Source organism: Streptomyces sp. NPDC055099, from assembly GCF_053607685.1.
The window spans coordinates 574,980-588,143 of record NZ_JBSGUA010000002.1 but is presented as its reverse complement, the minus strand read 5'-3'; the positions used below and the strand labels follow the sequence as shown (position 1 = coordinate 588,143).

Below are 13,164 nucleotides of genomic sequence, written 5' to 3'. Positions count from 1 at the left end.
CCGCATTTGCGAGATAATGTGCCCGCATGCTGCAGACCAAGACTCCGCGCCGGGGCACGATTCGACTGACGCGTCGGGGCCGGATCGCCCTGATCGCGACCGGAACCGTCGCGGCGGTCACCGCCGTGGCGGTGCCGCTGCTGCTCCCGGACGACGAAGCGGGCCCCGAATCGCTGACCATCCCGGAAGGCTGGCGCACCAGCCAGGTGTACGAGGCCGTCGACAAGGCCCTCGATGTACCGGCGGGCACCACGAAGAAGGCCCTTCCCCAGGCGAACCTCAAACTCCCCGGTGACGCCCGCGGAAACCCGGAGGGTTACCTCTTCCCGGCCACGTATCCCATCGACAAGAAGTCGACCCCCGCGTCCGTGCTCTCGTACATGGTGAACACGGCCGCCAAGAAGTTCGGCGGCAATCAAGTCACGGCGGGCGCCGACCGCAACACCCTGAACGTCTACCAGACCGTCACCATCGCCAGCATGATCGAAGCCGAGGCCGGCTCCAAGGCCGACATGGGCAAGGTGGCCCGGGTCATCCACAACCGCCTCGAACAGGGCATGCCGCTGCAGATGGACTCGACGATCAACTACGCCCTGAACCGCTCCACGCTGAAGACCCGCGACAGCGACACGAAGATCAACAGCCCGTACAACACCTACACGCGCATGGGCCTGCCCCCCACCCCGATCGGCAACCCCGGCGAGGAGGCGATGCGCGCGGCGATCAATCCGACGCCGGGCAACTGGCTGTACTTCGTGACGGTGAAGCCGGGGGACACCCGCTTCACCGCGAACTTCGAGGAACAGCAGAAGAACGTGGCGGAGTTCAACAAGAACCAGAGCGAGAAGAAGGGCGAGGCCAAGCAGGCCGGCTAGGTCCCGGACGTCCTGGTCCCGGGTCTCACACCGTGACCGGGGCGTCCTCCAGCAGGGAGTCCTTCAGCAGTCGCTTGATGTCCCGCACCGCCGCGCGCCCGGCACGGTTGGCGCCGATCGTGCTGGCCGAGGGGCCGTAGCCCACCAGATGGACACGGGGCTCGACGACGGCACGGGTGCCCTCGATGCGGATGCCGCCGCCCGGCTCGCGCAGCCGCAGCGGTGCCAGGTGTTCGATGGCCGCCCGGAAACCGGTGGCCCAGAGAATGACGTCGGCGTCCACGCGGTGCCCGTCGTCCCACTCGACGCCGCTCGGCGTGATGCGGTCGAACATCGGCAGCCGGTCGAGCACCCCGTCGGCCCTGGCCTGACGGATGGCGTCGTTCACGGGCAGCCCGGTCACGGACACCACGCTCCGCGGCGCGAGTCCCTGCCGCACCCGCTCCTCGACCATGGCGACGGCCGAACGCCCCCAGTTCTCGTCGAAGGGTCCCTCGCGGAAGACGGGCGGGCGCCGGGTGACCCAGGTGGTCTCCGCGGCGTACGGGGCGATCTCCATCAGATGCTGGGTGCCCGAGGCCCCGCCGCCCACGACGATCACCCGCTGCCCCTTGAACGCCTCGGGCCCCGGGTAGACGGCCGTGTGCAACTGCCGTCCACGGAAGGTCTCCTGCCCGGGGTAGCGCGGCCAGAACGGCCGGTCCCACGTCCCCGTGGCGTTGATCAGCGCGCGCGTCGACCAGACCCCGGCCGACGTCTCGACGAGCAGCCGCCCGCCCTCGCCCTCGCGCACCTTGTGTACGTCGACGGGACGGTGCACCCGCAGGTCGAAGCGCTGCTCGTACTCCTCGAAGTACTTCTGGATGACCTCCGAGGAGGGGCGCGCGGGGTCGGCGCCCGTCAGTTCCATGCCGGGCAGCGCGTGCATGCCGTGCACTTTCCCGTAGGTGAGCGAGGGCCAGCGGAACTGCCACGCGCCGCCGGGTCGCGGCGCGTGGTCCAGGACGACGAAGTCCCGGTCCGGCGCGAAACCGGCCTTGCGCAGGTGATGGGCGCTGGACAGCCCCGCCTGCCCGGCGCCGATGACGACGACGTCCACCTCGCGTGCTGCCGCGTCGTGCACCGCTGCGTCGCGTACCGCTTCCTGTGCGGTCGCTTCCCGCGCCGCCGCGTCCCGTACCCCGATGTCGTTCACGCTTCTACTAACTCCATCGGGGTACGGGATCTTCCCGCGCGGGCCCGTGGGTCAGCGCCCGCCCGCCACCAGGAGCGGGGCACCGCCCGGAGCGGAGGCCGGACGCCCGTTCGCCGCGGGCACCCCGGCCGGCTGCGATGCCGGAATCCGGGGCAGCAGCCCGCGCGCCGCCAGGTCCGGGATCACGCCCTCGCCGAACCAGTACGCCTCCTCCAGATGCGGGTAGCCCGACAGCACGAAGTGCTCGACGCCCAGCGCGTGATACTCCTCGATCCGGTCGGCGACGTCCGCGTGGCTGCCGACGAGCGCGGTACCGGCGCCGCCCCGCACGAGACCGACGCCCGCCCACAAGTTCGGCGAGATCTCCAGCTCGTCGCGGGAACCGCCGTGCAGCGCGAGCATCCGCTGCTGGCCGACCGACTCGCTGCGGCCGAGCGCCTGCTGGGCGGCGGCGATGGTGTCCGGGTCCAGGTCGTCGAGCAGCCGGTTCGCGGTGGCCCACGCCTCGGCGGCCGAGTCGCGCGAGATGGTGTGCAGGCGGATCCCGAACCGGACCGTGCGCCCCTGCTCCTCGGCGAGACCACGAATCCAGTCGATCTTCTGCTTGACCTGCTCGGGAGGCTCGCCCCAGGTCAGGTACACATCCGTGTGCCGCGCCGCGACAGGACCGGCCGCCGCCGACGAGCCACCGAAGAAGATCTCCGGCAGCGGGTCCGGCGGCAGCGCGGTCACACCGCCCTCCACGTCATAGTGCTCGCCGTGGAAGTCGAAGGGCTTCCCGCCCCACACACCCCGTACGACGGACAGGAACTCGTCCGTGCGGGCATAGCGGCGATCGTGGTCGAGATGGTCGCCGAAGCGCCGCTGCTCGGTCGAGTCGCCGCCCGTGACGACGTTCAGGAGCAGACGTCCGCGCGTGATGCGCTGATACGTGGCCGCCATCTGCGCGGCGAGCACCGGCGAGATGACGCCGGGCCGGAATGCCACCAGAAACTTCAGCCGCTCGGTGTGCTGGGCGAGGGCCACCGTCGTCAGCCAGGCGTCCTCGCACCACGTGCCGGTCGGGGTCAGCACCGCCTCGAAGCCCAACTGCTCGGCCGCCTTGGCGATCTGGATCAGATAGTCGATGTCGGGGGCCCGCACCCCGCTGACCGGGGTGACGCGGGAGCGCTTGATCCCGCCGTCGGTGTAGGCGTGCCGGTCGACGAGGGTGCGGCCGTCGCCGCCGGTCGGCAGGAACCAGTTGAGGTGGACGGTCATGGTCAGGACTCCTTGCGGTACGTGCGCGGCTTGCTGGTCGAGGGCGGCAGGTCGCCGTTGAAGCGGGTGTCGACGAAGTCGCCGAAGTCGATGCGGCGCGGGATGAGCTTCTGCTCGGCGAAGGTGTCCGCGATCTCCTGCTCGGAGGCGATCACGTTCTTGTCGACGGCCACCGGGACCCGCGTGCCGTTGCTGCGCTTGACCGCGGCGAGCGCCACCTCGTAGGGCAGGCCGGTGTCCTTCGCCCAGACCTTCGCCCATGCCTCCGGGTGGTCGTGGACCCAGTCCTGGGCCTTGCGCAGCCGCTTGAGGTAGTCGTCGATCGCGGCGGACTTCTTCTTGTCCTTGAGCGCGCCCGGCGCCGCCACCTGGAAGGTGAGGCCGTTCACCAGACCGTCGCCGTCGGTCAGGACGTGCCCCTTCTTGCTCTCCAGAACCTGCGAGGTGTACGGGTCCCAGACGGCCCAGGCGTCCACCTTGCCGCTGGTGTACGCGGCCAGCGCGTCGGCCGGCTGCAGATACTTGACCTTGACGTCCTTGATGCCGAGCCCGGCCTCCTTGAGGGACGCGATCAGCTGGTAGTGGGCCGACGAACCCTGCGCCACGGCGACCGACTTGCCCTTGAGGTCCTCGGCCTTCTTCACGGGAGAGCCGTCTGGCACGAGAATCGCCTCGCCCGACGCGGTGCCGTGGTGCGCGGCCACCACGGCGATCTTCGAGCCGGCTCCGGCCGCGAAGACGGGCGGCGTGTTGCCGACGGCGCCGATGTCCACGGCCTCGGCGTTGACGGCCTCCAGGAGGGGAGGCCCGGAGGTGAAGGTGGACCAGCGGATCTTGTACTTCAGGTCGTCGAGCTCCCCGGCCGCGCGCAGCACGGCCTCCGAACCGCCCTTCTGGTCACCGACGTTGAGGGTGAGGGACCCTTGGCCGTCGGTTCCGCCGCCCGAGCCCGCGGACGAGGTGCTCGCGGAGGGGGAGCCGGAGCAGGCGGCGAGCAGCAGGGCCAGGGAGAGGAGCAGGGCGGGGGCGGCGAGGTGTCGTCGCATGGTGAGTCCGTTCGGTCTGGGCGGGCTGTTGGTTCTGTTCGTGCTGCTGGGGAGGCAGTCCGTGGTGGTCATGCGGGGGTTTGTGCTGGTCATGGGGAGGGGGGTCAGCGGGGATCACGCCGCAGCGGCGTCCGCGGAGTGGTCGGGAGCGTCGACACCAAGGCGCTGCAGCAGCTCGGCCCGCAGTTCGCCGAAACGCGGATCGGAGATGCCGCGCGGCCGGTCCAGATCGATCTCGGTCTCGTACGCGATGACCCCCTCGTCCATGACGAGCACCCGGTCGGCGAGGAGCACGGCTTCCTCCACGTCGTGGGTGACCAGCAGGACGGCGCAGCCGCGCCGCTGCCACAGCTCGTCGACGAGGCGCTGGGCCTTGATGCGGGTGAGCGCGTCGAGCGCGCCGAACGGCTCGTCGAGCAGGAGCAGATCGGGTTCGCGCACCAGGGCGCGGGCCAGTGAGGCGCGCTGGGCCTCGCCGCCCGAGAGCGTCTTGGGCCAGGCGCTGGTGCGGTGCTTGAGGCCGACCTCCTCCAACGCCCGCTCGGCGACACCGCGTTCGGGCTTCCCGGGCAGTCCGAGCAGGACGTTGCGCCACACCCGCTTCCAGGGCATGAGCCGGGGCGCCTGGAACGCGACGGCCTTGCGGCGCGGCACGAGGACCGTGCCCTCGATGTCCCGGTCGAGCCCGGCGAGGATGCGCAGAAGAGTCGACTTGCCGCAGCCGCTGCGTCCGAGCAGCGCCACGAACTCGCCGGGCCGCACATCGAGGTCGAGGCGATCGATGACGGCACGCCCGTCGAAGGAGCGGGTCAGCCCCTCGACCCGTACGGCCGAACCGGCCGCCTTCGTCCGCGTGTTGGGGGTCACCGGCCGGTGAACGTCGGTCGCCATTGCAGCAGCAGCCTTTCGAGGGTGCGGACGATGAAGTCGGCGATGAGGCCGAGGAAGGCGTAGACGATCAGGCAGACGACGATCACGTCGGTCCGCAGGAAGTCACGTGCCTGGACCATCAGGAAGCCGATCCCGGAGTCCGCGTTGATCTGCTCGGCGAAGACGAGGGCGAGCCAGGCGATGCCCAGGGAGTAGCGCAGCCCGGTCATCGCGCCCGGCAGCGCGCCCGGCAGGATGACGTGCCGCACGAGTCCCCACCGTGAGAGCCCGAGGGACTCGCCGGCCTCGATGAGCTGCGAGTCGACGCCGCGGATGCCCGCGTACACGTTCAGGTAGAGCGGGAAGGAGACGCCCAGCGTGATGATGGCGACCTTGGGCGCCTCGCCGATGCCGAACCAGATGATGAACAGCGGGATGAGCCCGACGAACGGCACGGTGCGCAGCATCTGCACGCTGGCGTCCACGAGATCCTCGCCGACCCGGAACAGCCCGGAGATGAGCGCGAGCGAGGTCCCGACGACGGTGCCGAGCAGCAGTCCCACCGCGACCCGTTGCAGGGAGACCCCCATGGCGGAGGTCAGCGAACCGTCGGCGAGGAGATCACGGGCGACGCCCGCGATGGTCCCCGGCGACGCGAGGATGTCTTTGCTCAACGCCCCTGTGGAGCTGAGGAGTTGCCACAGGGCGAGCAGCGCGAGCGGGCCCGAGGTGCGGCGCAGCCAGCGGGGGACGCGGGCCCTGCGGGTGGATGAGGGGACGATGGGAACGAGACGCGGTTCATCCGGCCGGACGTCTCCCGCGTCCCGGGCGGGGCGATCGGACTTGGATATTCCCGAAATGTCCGGCGGGGAATCCGGCGGGGCATGACTGATGCTCATGGCTGCTCCACGGCAGGAGGGAGGGATGCCCGAACGGCCTACGCGCGGGACGGGGAAATCAACCGCGCGAAGGCATCAGGGCAGAGAAGGGCGAGAGAGAAAAAGAGAACTGAGAAGGCGTCAGCAGCCGCGACGACACGCGGCGGAGGCCACCCGCAGCAGGTCGATGTGACCGCGCGTGGTGAGCAGGGCTGAACGCAACATGCCGCAGAACGTAGCCAGGTCGTCCGCGTACGGTCAATGCCGTCTCGAAAGGCGGACGCCGCATATCAGCGAACGGAAGATCCCTGAGGGAGGATGGACCCATGTCCGATGCTTTCACCACACGTGTCCTGAACGTCACGACCGGGTCGTCCGAGAAGGTCTTCGACCTCACCGGCGACATCGAGGGTTTCCTGAGTGAGGCGGCGGCCGGCCGCGACGGCCTGCTCAATGTCTTCGTCCCGCACGCGACTGCCGGCGTCGCGATCCTGGAGACCGGCGCGGGCAGCGACAACGACTTGCTCGCCGCGCTGCACACCCTGCTCCCCGCCGACGACCGCTGGCAGCACCGCCACGGCAGCCCCGGCCATGGCCGCGACCACGTCCTGCCCGCCCTGGTGCCGCCGCACGCGACGCTGCCGGTGGTGGGAGGCCGCCTCGGGCTGGGGACGTGGCAGTCGGTGTGCCTGGTGGACACCAACCGGGACAACCCCCGGCGTGAGGTCCGGTTGTCGTTCCTCGGATGAAGGGCGCGGGTCTCGGCGGTTTCCGGCCGGTTTGCGGGCGGATCATGGCCGAGACCCGAACGCTCCGTTGACAGGTTTCCGGGGCCTTCGTAGCTTTTCAAATCGTTGGGAACATCGATGATTTGAGAAGTAGATCATTTAGATCTCGGGGGAATGATGTCCGGACGAACGACCTCGGTGGGCGGACGGGGGTGGACCCTGACCGTGGTGTGTGTGGCCACGTTCATGCTGCTGCTCGACCTGACCGTGGTGAATGTGGCGCTGCCCGACATCCGGGATGCGTTCGACGCGAGTTTCACCTCGCTCCAATGGGTGCTCGACGCATACGCCCTCGGTCTCGCCGCCGTGCTGCTGACAGCCGGATCACTGGCCGACCGCCTGGGGCGCAAGCGCGTCTTCAACATCGGCTTCGTCGTGTTCCTGGCGGCCTCGCTCGCCTGCGGCCTGGCGAACGACGCCGTCGTCCTGTCCGTGGCCCGGGGGGTCCAGGGACTGGGGGGAGCGGTCCTGTTCGCGGTCGGTCCCGCGCTGATCGGCCAGGAGTACCAGGGCAAGGACCGGGGCAAGGCCTTCGGCGTCTTCGGCGGCGTGGTCGGACTGTCCATCGCCTTCGGCCCCCTCATCGGGGGCGCGCTCACCGACGGCCTGAGCTGGCGCTGGATCTTCCTGGTGAACGTGCCGGTCGGGCTGCTCGCCATGGCCGTGAGCGCGCTGCGGATGCGTGAGTCGCGGGCGGAGTCGGCCCCGGCGGTGGACTGGTGGGGGATGGTGCTGTTCACCGGCGCGCTGACCCTGCTGGTCCTTGGGCTGCTGCGGGGGGAGGCCGAGGGGTGGGGCAGCGCACCCATCGTCGGCATGTTCGTGGCCGCCGTGCTGCTGCTCGTCATGTTCGCCGTCGTGGAGCGGCGGCGGGGCGAACGGGCCATGTTCCAGCTGTCGTTGTTCAGGAACACGACGTTCAACGGGGTGTCGGTGGTGACGCTGCTGTGCGCCGCCGCGACCATGTCCGCGATCTTCCTCCTGGTGTCGTACGTGCAGAACGTCCTCGCGTACTCGCCGTGGGAGACGGGCCTGCGGTTCCTTCCGCTGACCGGGACGCTGTTCGTGGCGGCCGCGATCTCCGGGTCGCTGACCACCCGGGTGCCGCAACGGCTGCTGATGGGAACCTCCCTCGCACTCATCTCGGTCGGGCTCTTCCTGGTCGCGCTCACCGGTCCGGACACGTCCTGGACCGCGCTGCTGCCGAGCATGTTCGGGATCGGCCTGGGCATGGGGCTCTTCAATCCGCCGCGTGCCTCGCTGTCCATCGCCGTCGTGGAACCGTCCAAGGCGGGCATGGCTTCGGGGATCAACGAGACGTTCCAGCAAGTGGGCGTCGCCATCGGCATCGCGGGGTTCGGCGCCGCGTTCCAGGGCAGGGTGACCGACCTCTTCACACAGTCCGACGCGGGGCGGCAACTGGGGGCGTCCGCCCACGAGTTCGGTGAGGCCGTGGCGGCGGGCGGCGGCGCGGAGGCTGCCGGCCGTGCGCCCTCGGGGGCGGCTCCCGCACTCGAAGCGGCGGCCCGCGCCGCCTTCGTGGACGGGCTGACGGATGTGATGGTGGTGTGCGCGCTCGTCGCCGCGGTCGGTGCGGTGGTGGGCTTCGCCTTCATCCGTACGCGCGACCTGCACGAGAGCGCCCGGGGCGAGACCGTGGACGTGGAGAGCGGCCCGGCCGTGGTCAATGCCGCCGAGGCGCACGGGCTCTTGGAGGGGGAGAGCGCCGGAGCGCCGGTCGTGGCTCACTCCGTACATGCCGGGGGAGACGGGTGAGCCACCGGGTCGGGGGAGATGGGTAACCCGGTCGGAGACGGCCGGGCTACCCGCCCGAACGCCCGCGGCACCCTGCGGGACACCGGCCTTGGAGGCCGGTGTCGGCGCCAGTACCCTTGACGTGATCGACGATCGGCACGGGGGATGCTCGGCAGGACCGAGCAACGACATCCCCTGATCCGGTCCCTTCACCGAGATGTCAGCAGCAAAGGGGAGCGGCCCGGATGACTGAGGCGACGCCCACTCCGGCGCAACCCGCCGGGCTCGACTTTCCCCTCGTCCGCAGGACCGGTTATCTGCTGAACAAAGCAGGGTCGATCCTGATGGAGGACGCGGAGAAGGCGCTGATGGCGCAGGGCATGCGCCTGCGCTATTTCTACGTTCTCGCGGCGCTGGAAAGTGATCTGAGTCTGTCCCAGCAGGATCTGAGCAGACTCCTCCACCTCGATCCGACGACCATGGTGGCCCTGATCGACGAGATGGAGCGGGCCGGTCATGTGGAGCGGCGGCGCAACCCGTCGGACCGCAGGCGCTACATCCTGCGTCTCACCGACGACGGCCGCGCGGCGCTCGAACGCGCGGGGCGCGCCGTCGACGCCGTGGAGCAGGACTTTCTCTCCGTCGTACCCGCGCAGGACCGCGAGCGGTTGCGGACACTGCTCGGTGATCTGCTGGCCGACCGCTGGCCGCGCGTGGTCGCCTGCGAGTGAGGTCCTGAGGTCCTGAGGTGCGGATGCCTGGAGCCCGGATGCGCGGCCGAATTCCAAGAATTCTGCGGTGCAACTGGAGTTAAAGAATCCCTATTTGAGGTTTACTTTGGGTCGATCTGTGGAGGCCGTCACAGATTATCTTGACTAATTGCTTTCCCCTTGATGCGCCGGATAGTGTTTTTTCTGTCCGGGTCGCATGACTCGTGACACGGGGGAAGGTAAGGGTAAACGGGGAATGAGCAACAAGGAATTAGTATACGGATCTCTGGAAAGTTGCCTGGGGCCGGGCAGCTCCCGCTTTTTCGGAAGCGGATACAAGCGCGTCACCCAGGGCCTCAAGGACATCACCACCGATGGCTCCGCCGACCCGGGTGCGCTGGTCACCGCGCGCGGCACGCTCACCTATCCGCGCGACTGGTCCCGCAAATCGGGCGCCGGTGAGCTGCGGCCGCATCTGAGCAGCATCGACGCGCTGGTGCTCGCCGCGAACCTGGCGGAGACGCACCTCGGGCGGGCCTTCGGTCTCGACGCCGCCGAGCGGCGCAGGATCTGGCTGCGCAGCGCGGACGTACGCGCCGGCAGCACGCCCCACGAGGACCTCGCGGACTTTCCCGTGCACGGCAAGCTGGTCGCCGTCGACGGTCCGAGCGGGGAAAACGCCACGCTGGCCAGTACGTTCGACTGCCGTGTCGGGAGCCTCAAGGTGCGCTGCACACTCGTGCACGACCAGGGCAGCCGGGCGGGGACCCCGGTCACGTACGACGACGAGAAGCAGGCGCTCGGACCGGCGCGAGCCCGTCACTACGGGGTGGGCTACAAGCGGCGCGACCAGTACGCCGAGCAGGTCCGCGTCGACCTCGACCGGCAGCAGATTCAGGGGCTGCAGCGCGTCGTGGCCACGGACGAGGACGCGCACCCCTGGGGAGACGCGCAGACATGCGGGGCGGAAGCGGCCTACGGGCCCTCGGTCTCCCTGGTCGACGCGCTGGTGGGCGTGGCCCAGTTGGCGCAGGTCCTGCTCTACGCACAGGACGGGCTGACCCGCGGCAGCACCGACACCCTCTGGATGCGGCGCTTCGTCATCAGCGCGGGCACGCCGGTGCGCCCCTTGGGGCACAGCTTCACCCCGACCGTGCGCACCGCGAGTTCCCGGCTCCTGTCCATGGGCGACGCCCGCTGGCGCACCGCGGAACTGACCGTCGACGACTTCGCGGGGATCGACGGCCGCTGCTGGCTGGCGCACCGCCTGCCCGGCGTCGCCGCATAACCGCAGGGGCAGGCGCAAAAACAAGGCACGTCCGCAATGCAAGAAATGCAAGACGCGCAGGGAACGCAGGGAACGCGAGAAACGCAAGAAACGCAAGAACAGCAACGGGGGAAAGAGATCATGCGCTTTACGCCCACGCTCCGATCAGGAGACGTGCTCGTCGTGCTCGAAGGGCCGGCCCGCCTGGTCTGGAAAGAGCACGCTCACGGGTTTGGCCCGAGGCAGTGGACACCGACGGGATTATGGCCGGACGAAAAGCAGCGTGCCGAGGTGCGCGAGCATCTGGAGGAGGGACGGCCGCTGCTCGTCCTGCTGGACGAGGCCCGGTGCCGCGTACCCATGCTGCGCGAGGAGTGGCGGGCCGCGCCCGGTCAACTGCTGCGGCACCAGACCGAGTTCCAGGCGGACAGTCAGACTGACATCGGCTTCGAGGGGGCCGCGGACGACGAGGTCGTCGAGGTCGCTCTGCCGTTCCTCGACTGGCTGCCCGAGGTGCACCGGGAGCGTGCGGCGCGCTTCCTCGCGGAGAGCGACGCCGAACTGGCCCGGACGCCGATGGCGTTCCTGCCGCCGCTGATGACCGAGGAACCGCGTGCCGGAACACCGCTGAGCCCGCGTTTCGCCCGGCGGCTGCTGCCCACCGCGCTGACGGCCGACCGCCTCGCGGCGGCCGTCGAGCACCTGTTCGCCGATGCGTCGCGCTACTGCGTGGCGGCGACCGGCGCGGCGAGGTGATCCCGATGAGCGAGCACGCGATGGACGAGCACCTCAGCCTGGGGGAGATCGGCCTCCTGATCGCCACGACAGCCACCCGGAATCTTGCGCTCACCGGCCGGCGTACGGCAGAACTCCGCCGCCGGAAGGCCCAGCGGGCCCGTCAGGCACAGGACACCACCACCCCCGGGAGTCACTGATGGGACGCTCCGTCATGGTCACCGGCGGCAACCGCGGCATCGGACTCGCCGTGGCCACCGCCCTGGCGGCCGACGGTGAGCGTGTCGCCGTCACCCACCGGGACACCGCACCGCCGAAGGGGCTGCTCGGTGTCCGCGCGGAGATGACGGACACCCAGAGCATCGATGCCGCCTTCAAGGAGGCGGAGGCCGCACATGGGCCGGTCGAAGTGCTCGTCGTCAACGCGGGCATCACCCGGGACACCCTGATCCTGCGCATGGACGAGCAGGACTTCACGGACGTCGTCGACGTCAACCTGCACGGCGCTTTCCGTACGGTGCGACGTGCCGTGCGCGGCATGGTCCGGGCCCGCTGGGGCCGGATCGTGCTGATCTCCTCCATGACCTTCGCGTACGGAGCGCCGGGCCAGGTCAACTACGCGGCGGCCAAGGCTGGGCTGCTCGGCATGGCCCGCTCCCTGGCCTGGGAGCTCGGCCCGCGGAACATCACGGTCAACATCGTCGCGCCAGGCCTGATCGACACGGACATGAGCCGCGAGATCACCGACGACCGCCGCGAACACCTGCTGTCCATCACGCCGCTCGGCCGTGTCGGTGAGGCATCCGACGTCGCCGCCGCCGTGCGCTACCTCACCGGCGAGTCGGGCCGCTTCGTCACCGGAGCGGTCCTGCCGGTCAGCGGAGGCCTGGGCCTGGGCGCCTGACCACACCACCCACCCCTGGCTTCGGCCGGGCCACCCACACCCGGCTCCGACCGGGCCACACACCACGGGAAGAGAACACACCATGGGGAACACAAGCACCCCCACGCCGCACACCGGTCTGCACCTGGCGATCTCCGGGACCTACTCCAGCGGCAAGAGCACCACGACCGAGACGCTGTCGATGGCCACGGGCATCCCGCGCACACACGCGATGACGTCACGGGAGATCCTCGTGGACCTGGTTCCGGGCAAGCAGGTCCAGGAACTCAGCGCGATGGAACTGACGATGCTGGGGTTACGCCGGCTCGAGGAGCGGATCCACCACGAGGCGGGCGAGGGCCCGTTCATCTCGGACGGCTCCGTGATCCACGAGTGGATCTACGGCGAGGCCCGCATGCGGGTCGGCATCAACCCCGGGGCGAACCTGTTCCTGCGGGCGGTGAAGAACCTGGCCGGACTCCCGGTCAAGCGGTTCTACCGCCAGTACATGGACGCCTACGGCGCGGTCGCCAAGGCCCGTGCCAAGCGGATCTACGACGCCTATGTGCACCTGCCGGTCGAGTTCGAGATGAAGGCGGACGGCCACCGGCCGGTCTCCGAGAAGTTCCGCCAGATGTCCGACGACCTGCTGATCGAGACCCTGGAGGAGCTGGAGATCCCGTACCACGTGGTGGGCGGCAGCGTCCGCGAACGCGTGGAGCGGATCGTCGAGATCTTCGGGCTGCCCCTGGTGATGCCACTCGACGAGGCGATCGAACGGGCCGGGGCGAAGGTGCGCCGGGCCACCGAGATCCTGGAAGAGGACGCCCGCTTCCACGAGGCCCAGCGAACCAAGTCCCTGCGCCGACGGGCCGCTTACGCGGTGCGCTTCTGACCGCGGC

Annotated in this window: 15 protein-coding genes; 9 read left to right on the top strand and 6 right to left on the bottom strand. The window is 69.7% G+C overall.

Going from position 1 to position 13,164, the window contains the following annotated elements; genetic code table 11:
• The first annotated feature begins 29 nt into the window (after positions 1-29).
• Positions 30-875, top strand: coding sequence for an endolytic transglycosylase MltG (gene mltG / locus ACWFRU_RS07100; RefSeq protein WP_453685283.1), 846 nt, complete (start codon positions 30-32; stop codon positions 873-875).
• A gap of 25 nt (positions 876-900) precedes the next feature.
• Here mltG and ACWFRU_RS07095 read toward each other — a convergent pair whose 3' ends face one another.
• From ACWFRU_RS07095 to ACWFRU_RS07070, 6 genes are all read right to left on the bottom strand, one after another.
• Positions 901-1,998, bottom strand: coding sequence for an NAD(P)-binding domain-containing protein (locus ACWFRU_RS07095; protein WP_453685282.1), 1,098 nt, complete (start codon positions 1,996-1,998; stop codon positions 901-903).
• Positions 1,999-2,121: 123 nt separating this feature from the next.
• The gene (locus tag ACWFRU_RS07090; RefSeq protein ID WP_453685084.1) at positions 2,122-3,330 is read right to left on the bottom strand and encodes an LLM class flavin-dependent oxidoreductase; all 1,209 of its coding nucleotides are present in this window, start codon (positions 3,328-3,330) and stop codon (positions 2,122-2,124) included.
• A 2-nt stretch (positions 3,331-3,332) separates the two neighbouring features.
• Entirely contained in the window at positions 3,333-4,376 is a 1,044-nt protein-coding gene (locus ACWFRU_RS07085) for an ABC transporter substrate-binding protein (RefSeq protein ID WP_453685083.1), read from the bottom strand.
• A gap of 114 nt (positions 4,377-4,490) precedes the next feature.
• Positions 4,491-5,267 (bottom strand): ABC transporter ATP-binding protein, encoded by a 777-nt coding sequence (locus ACWFRU_RS07080; RefSeq protein ID WP_453685082.1) that lies wholly within the window; start codon positions 5,265-5,267, stop codon positions 4,491-4,493.
• Positions 5,240-6,145, bottom strand: coding sequence for an ABC transporter permease (locus ACWFRU_RS07075; protein ID WP_453685081.1), 906 nt, complete (start codon positions 6,143-6,145; stop codon positions 5,240-5,242). Before ACWFRU_RS07075 ends, ACWFRU_RS07080 begins: the two co-directional genes overlap by 28 nt.
• 120 nt (positions 6,146-6,265) lie before the next feature.
• Positions 6,266-6,349, bottom strand: a complete 84-nt coding sequence (locus ACWFRU_RS07070; protein ID WP_349817350.1) for a putative leader peptide — start codon at positions 6,347-6,349, stop codon at positions 6,266-6,268.
• Positions 6,350-6,450: 101 nt separating this feature from the next.
• On the opposite strand from ACWFRU_RS07070, the gene ACWFRU_RS07065 reads away from it, so the two are divergent.
• The 8 genes from ACWFRU_RS07065 (at position 6,451) to ACWFRU_RS07030 (ending at position 13,157) form a co-directional block, all read left to right on the top strand.
• Positions 6,451-6,873 (top strand): secondary thiamine-phosphate synthase enzyme YjbQ, encoded by a 423-nt coding sequence (locus ACWFRU_RS07065; RefSeq protein ID WP_453685080.1) that lies wholly within the window; start codon positions 6,451-6,453, stop codon positions 6,871-6,873.
• 153 nt (positions 6,874-7,026) lie between these two features.
• The gene (locus ACWFRU_RS07060; RefSeq protein ID WP_453685079.1) at positions 7,027-8,688 is read left to right on the top strand and encodes an MFS transporter; all 1,662 of its coding nucleotides are present in this window, start codon (positions 7,027-7,029) and stop codon (positions 8,686-8,688) included.
• Positions 8,689-8,912: 224 nt separating this feature from the next.
• A complete protein-coding gene (locus tag ACWFRU_RS07055) occupies positions 8,913-9,398 on the top strand; it encodes a MarR family winged helix-turn-helix transcriptional regulator (protein WP_453685078.1) in 486 nt (161 codons plus the stop codon).
• 235 nt (positions 9,399-9,633) lie between these two features.
• Positions 9,634-10,665, top strand: coding sequence for an AvrD family protein (locus ACWFRU_RS07050; RefSeq protein WP_453685077.1), 1,032 nt, complete (start codon positions 9,634-9,636; stop codon positions 10,663-10,665).
• Positions 10,666-10,935: 270 nt separating this feature from the next.
• Positions 10,936-11,400, top strand: a complete 465-nt coding sequence (locus ACWFRU_RS07045) for a hypothetical protein (RefSeq protein ID WP_453685076.1) — start codon at positions 10,936-10,938, stop codon at positions 11,398-11,400.
• Between the two features lie 5 nt (positions 11,401-11,405).
• On the top strand, positions 11,406-11,579 hold the full coding sequence (locus tag ACWFRU_RS07040) for a hypothetical protein (RefSeq protein ID WP_453685075.1): 174 nt from the start codon (positions 11,406-11,408) through the stop codon (positions 11,577-11,579).
• A complete protein-coding gene (gene fabG / locus ACWFRU_RS07035; RefSeq protein ID WP_453685074.1) occupies positions 11,579-12,283 on the top strand; it encodes a 3-oxoacyl-ACP reductase FabG in 705 nt (234 codons plus the stop codon). The genes ACWFRU_RS07040 and fabG overlap by 1 nt, the downstream gene beginning before the upstream one ends.
• An 82-nt stretch (positions 12,284-12,365) precedes the next feature.
• The gene (locus ACWFRU_RS07030) at positions 12,366-13,157 is read left to right on the top strand and encodes an AAA family ATPase (protein WP_453685073.1); all 792 of its coding nucleotides are present in this window, start codon (positions 12,366-12,368) and stop codon (positions 13,155-13,157) included.
• The last annotated feature ends 7 nt before the right edge of the window (positions 13,158-13,164 follow it).

Coding starts and splice junctions, on each gene's coding strand:
- ACWFRU_RS07090 (WP_453685084.1), bottom strand. CDS start 3,330: ATGACCGTCCACCTCAACTGGTTCCTGCCGACCGGCGGCGACGGCCGC.
- ACWFRU_RS07085 (WP_453685083.1), bottom strand. CDS start 4,376: ATGCGACGACACCTCGCCGCCCCCGCCCTGCTCCTCTCCCTGGCCCTG.
- ACWFRU_RS07080 (WP_453685082.1), bottom strand. CDS start 5,267: ATGGCGACCGACGTTCACCGGCCGGTGACCCCCAACACGCGGACGAAG.
- ACWFRU_RS07075 (WP_453685081.1), bottom strand. CDS start 6,145: ATGAGCATCAGTCATGCCCCGCCGGATTCCCCGCCGGACATTTCGGGA.
- ACWFRU_RS07070 (WP_349817350.1), bottom strand. CDS start 6,349: ATGTTGCGTTCAGCCCTGCTCACCACGCGCGGTCACATCGACCTGCTG.
- ACWFRU_RS07065 (WP_453685080.1), top strand. CDS start 6,451: ATGTCCGATGCTTTCACCACACGTGTCCTGAACGTCACGACCGGGTCG.
- ACWFRU_RS07060 (WP_453685079.1), top strand. CDS start 7,027: ATGATGTCCGGACGAACGACCTCGGTGGGCGGACGGGGGTGGACCCTG.
- ACWFRU_RS07055 (WP_453685078.1), top strand. CDS start 8,913: ATGACTGAGGCGACGCCCACTCCGGCGCAACCCGCCGGGCTCGACTTT.
- ACWFRU_RS07050 (WP_453685077.1), top strand. CDS start 9,634: ATGAGCAACAAGGAATTAGTATACGGATCTCTGGAAAGTTGCCTGGGG.
- ACWFRU_RS07040 (WP_453685075.1), top strand. CDS start 11,406: ATGAGCGAGCACGCGATGGACGAGCACCTCAGCCTGGGGGAGATCGGC.
- fabG (WP_453685074.1), top strand. CDS start 11,579: ATGGGACGCTCCGTCATGGTCACCGGCGGCAACCGCGGCATCGGACTC.
- ACWFRU_RS07030 (WP_453685073.1), top strand. CDS start 12,366: ATGGGGAACACAAGCACCCCCACGCCGCACACCGGTCTGCACCTGGCG.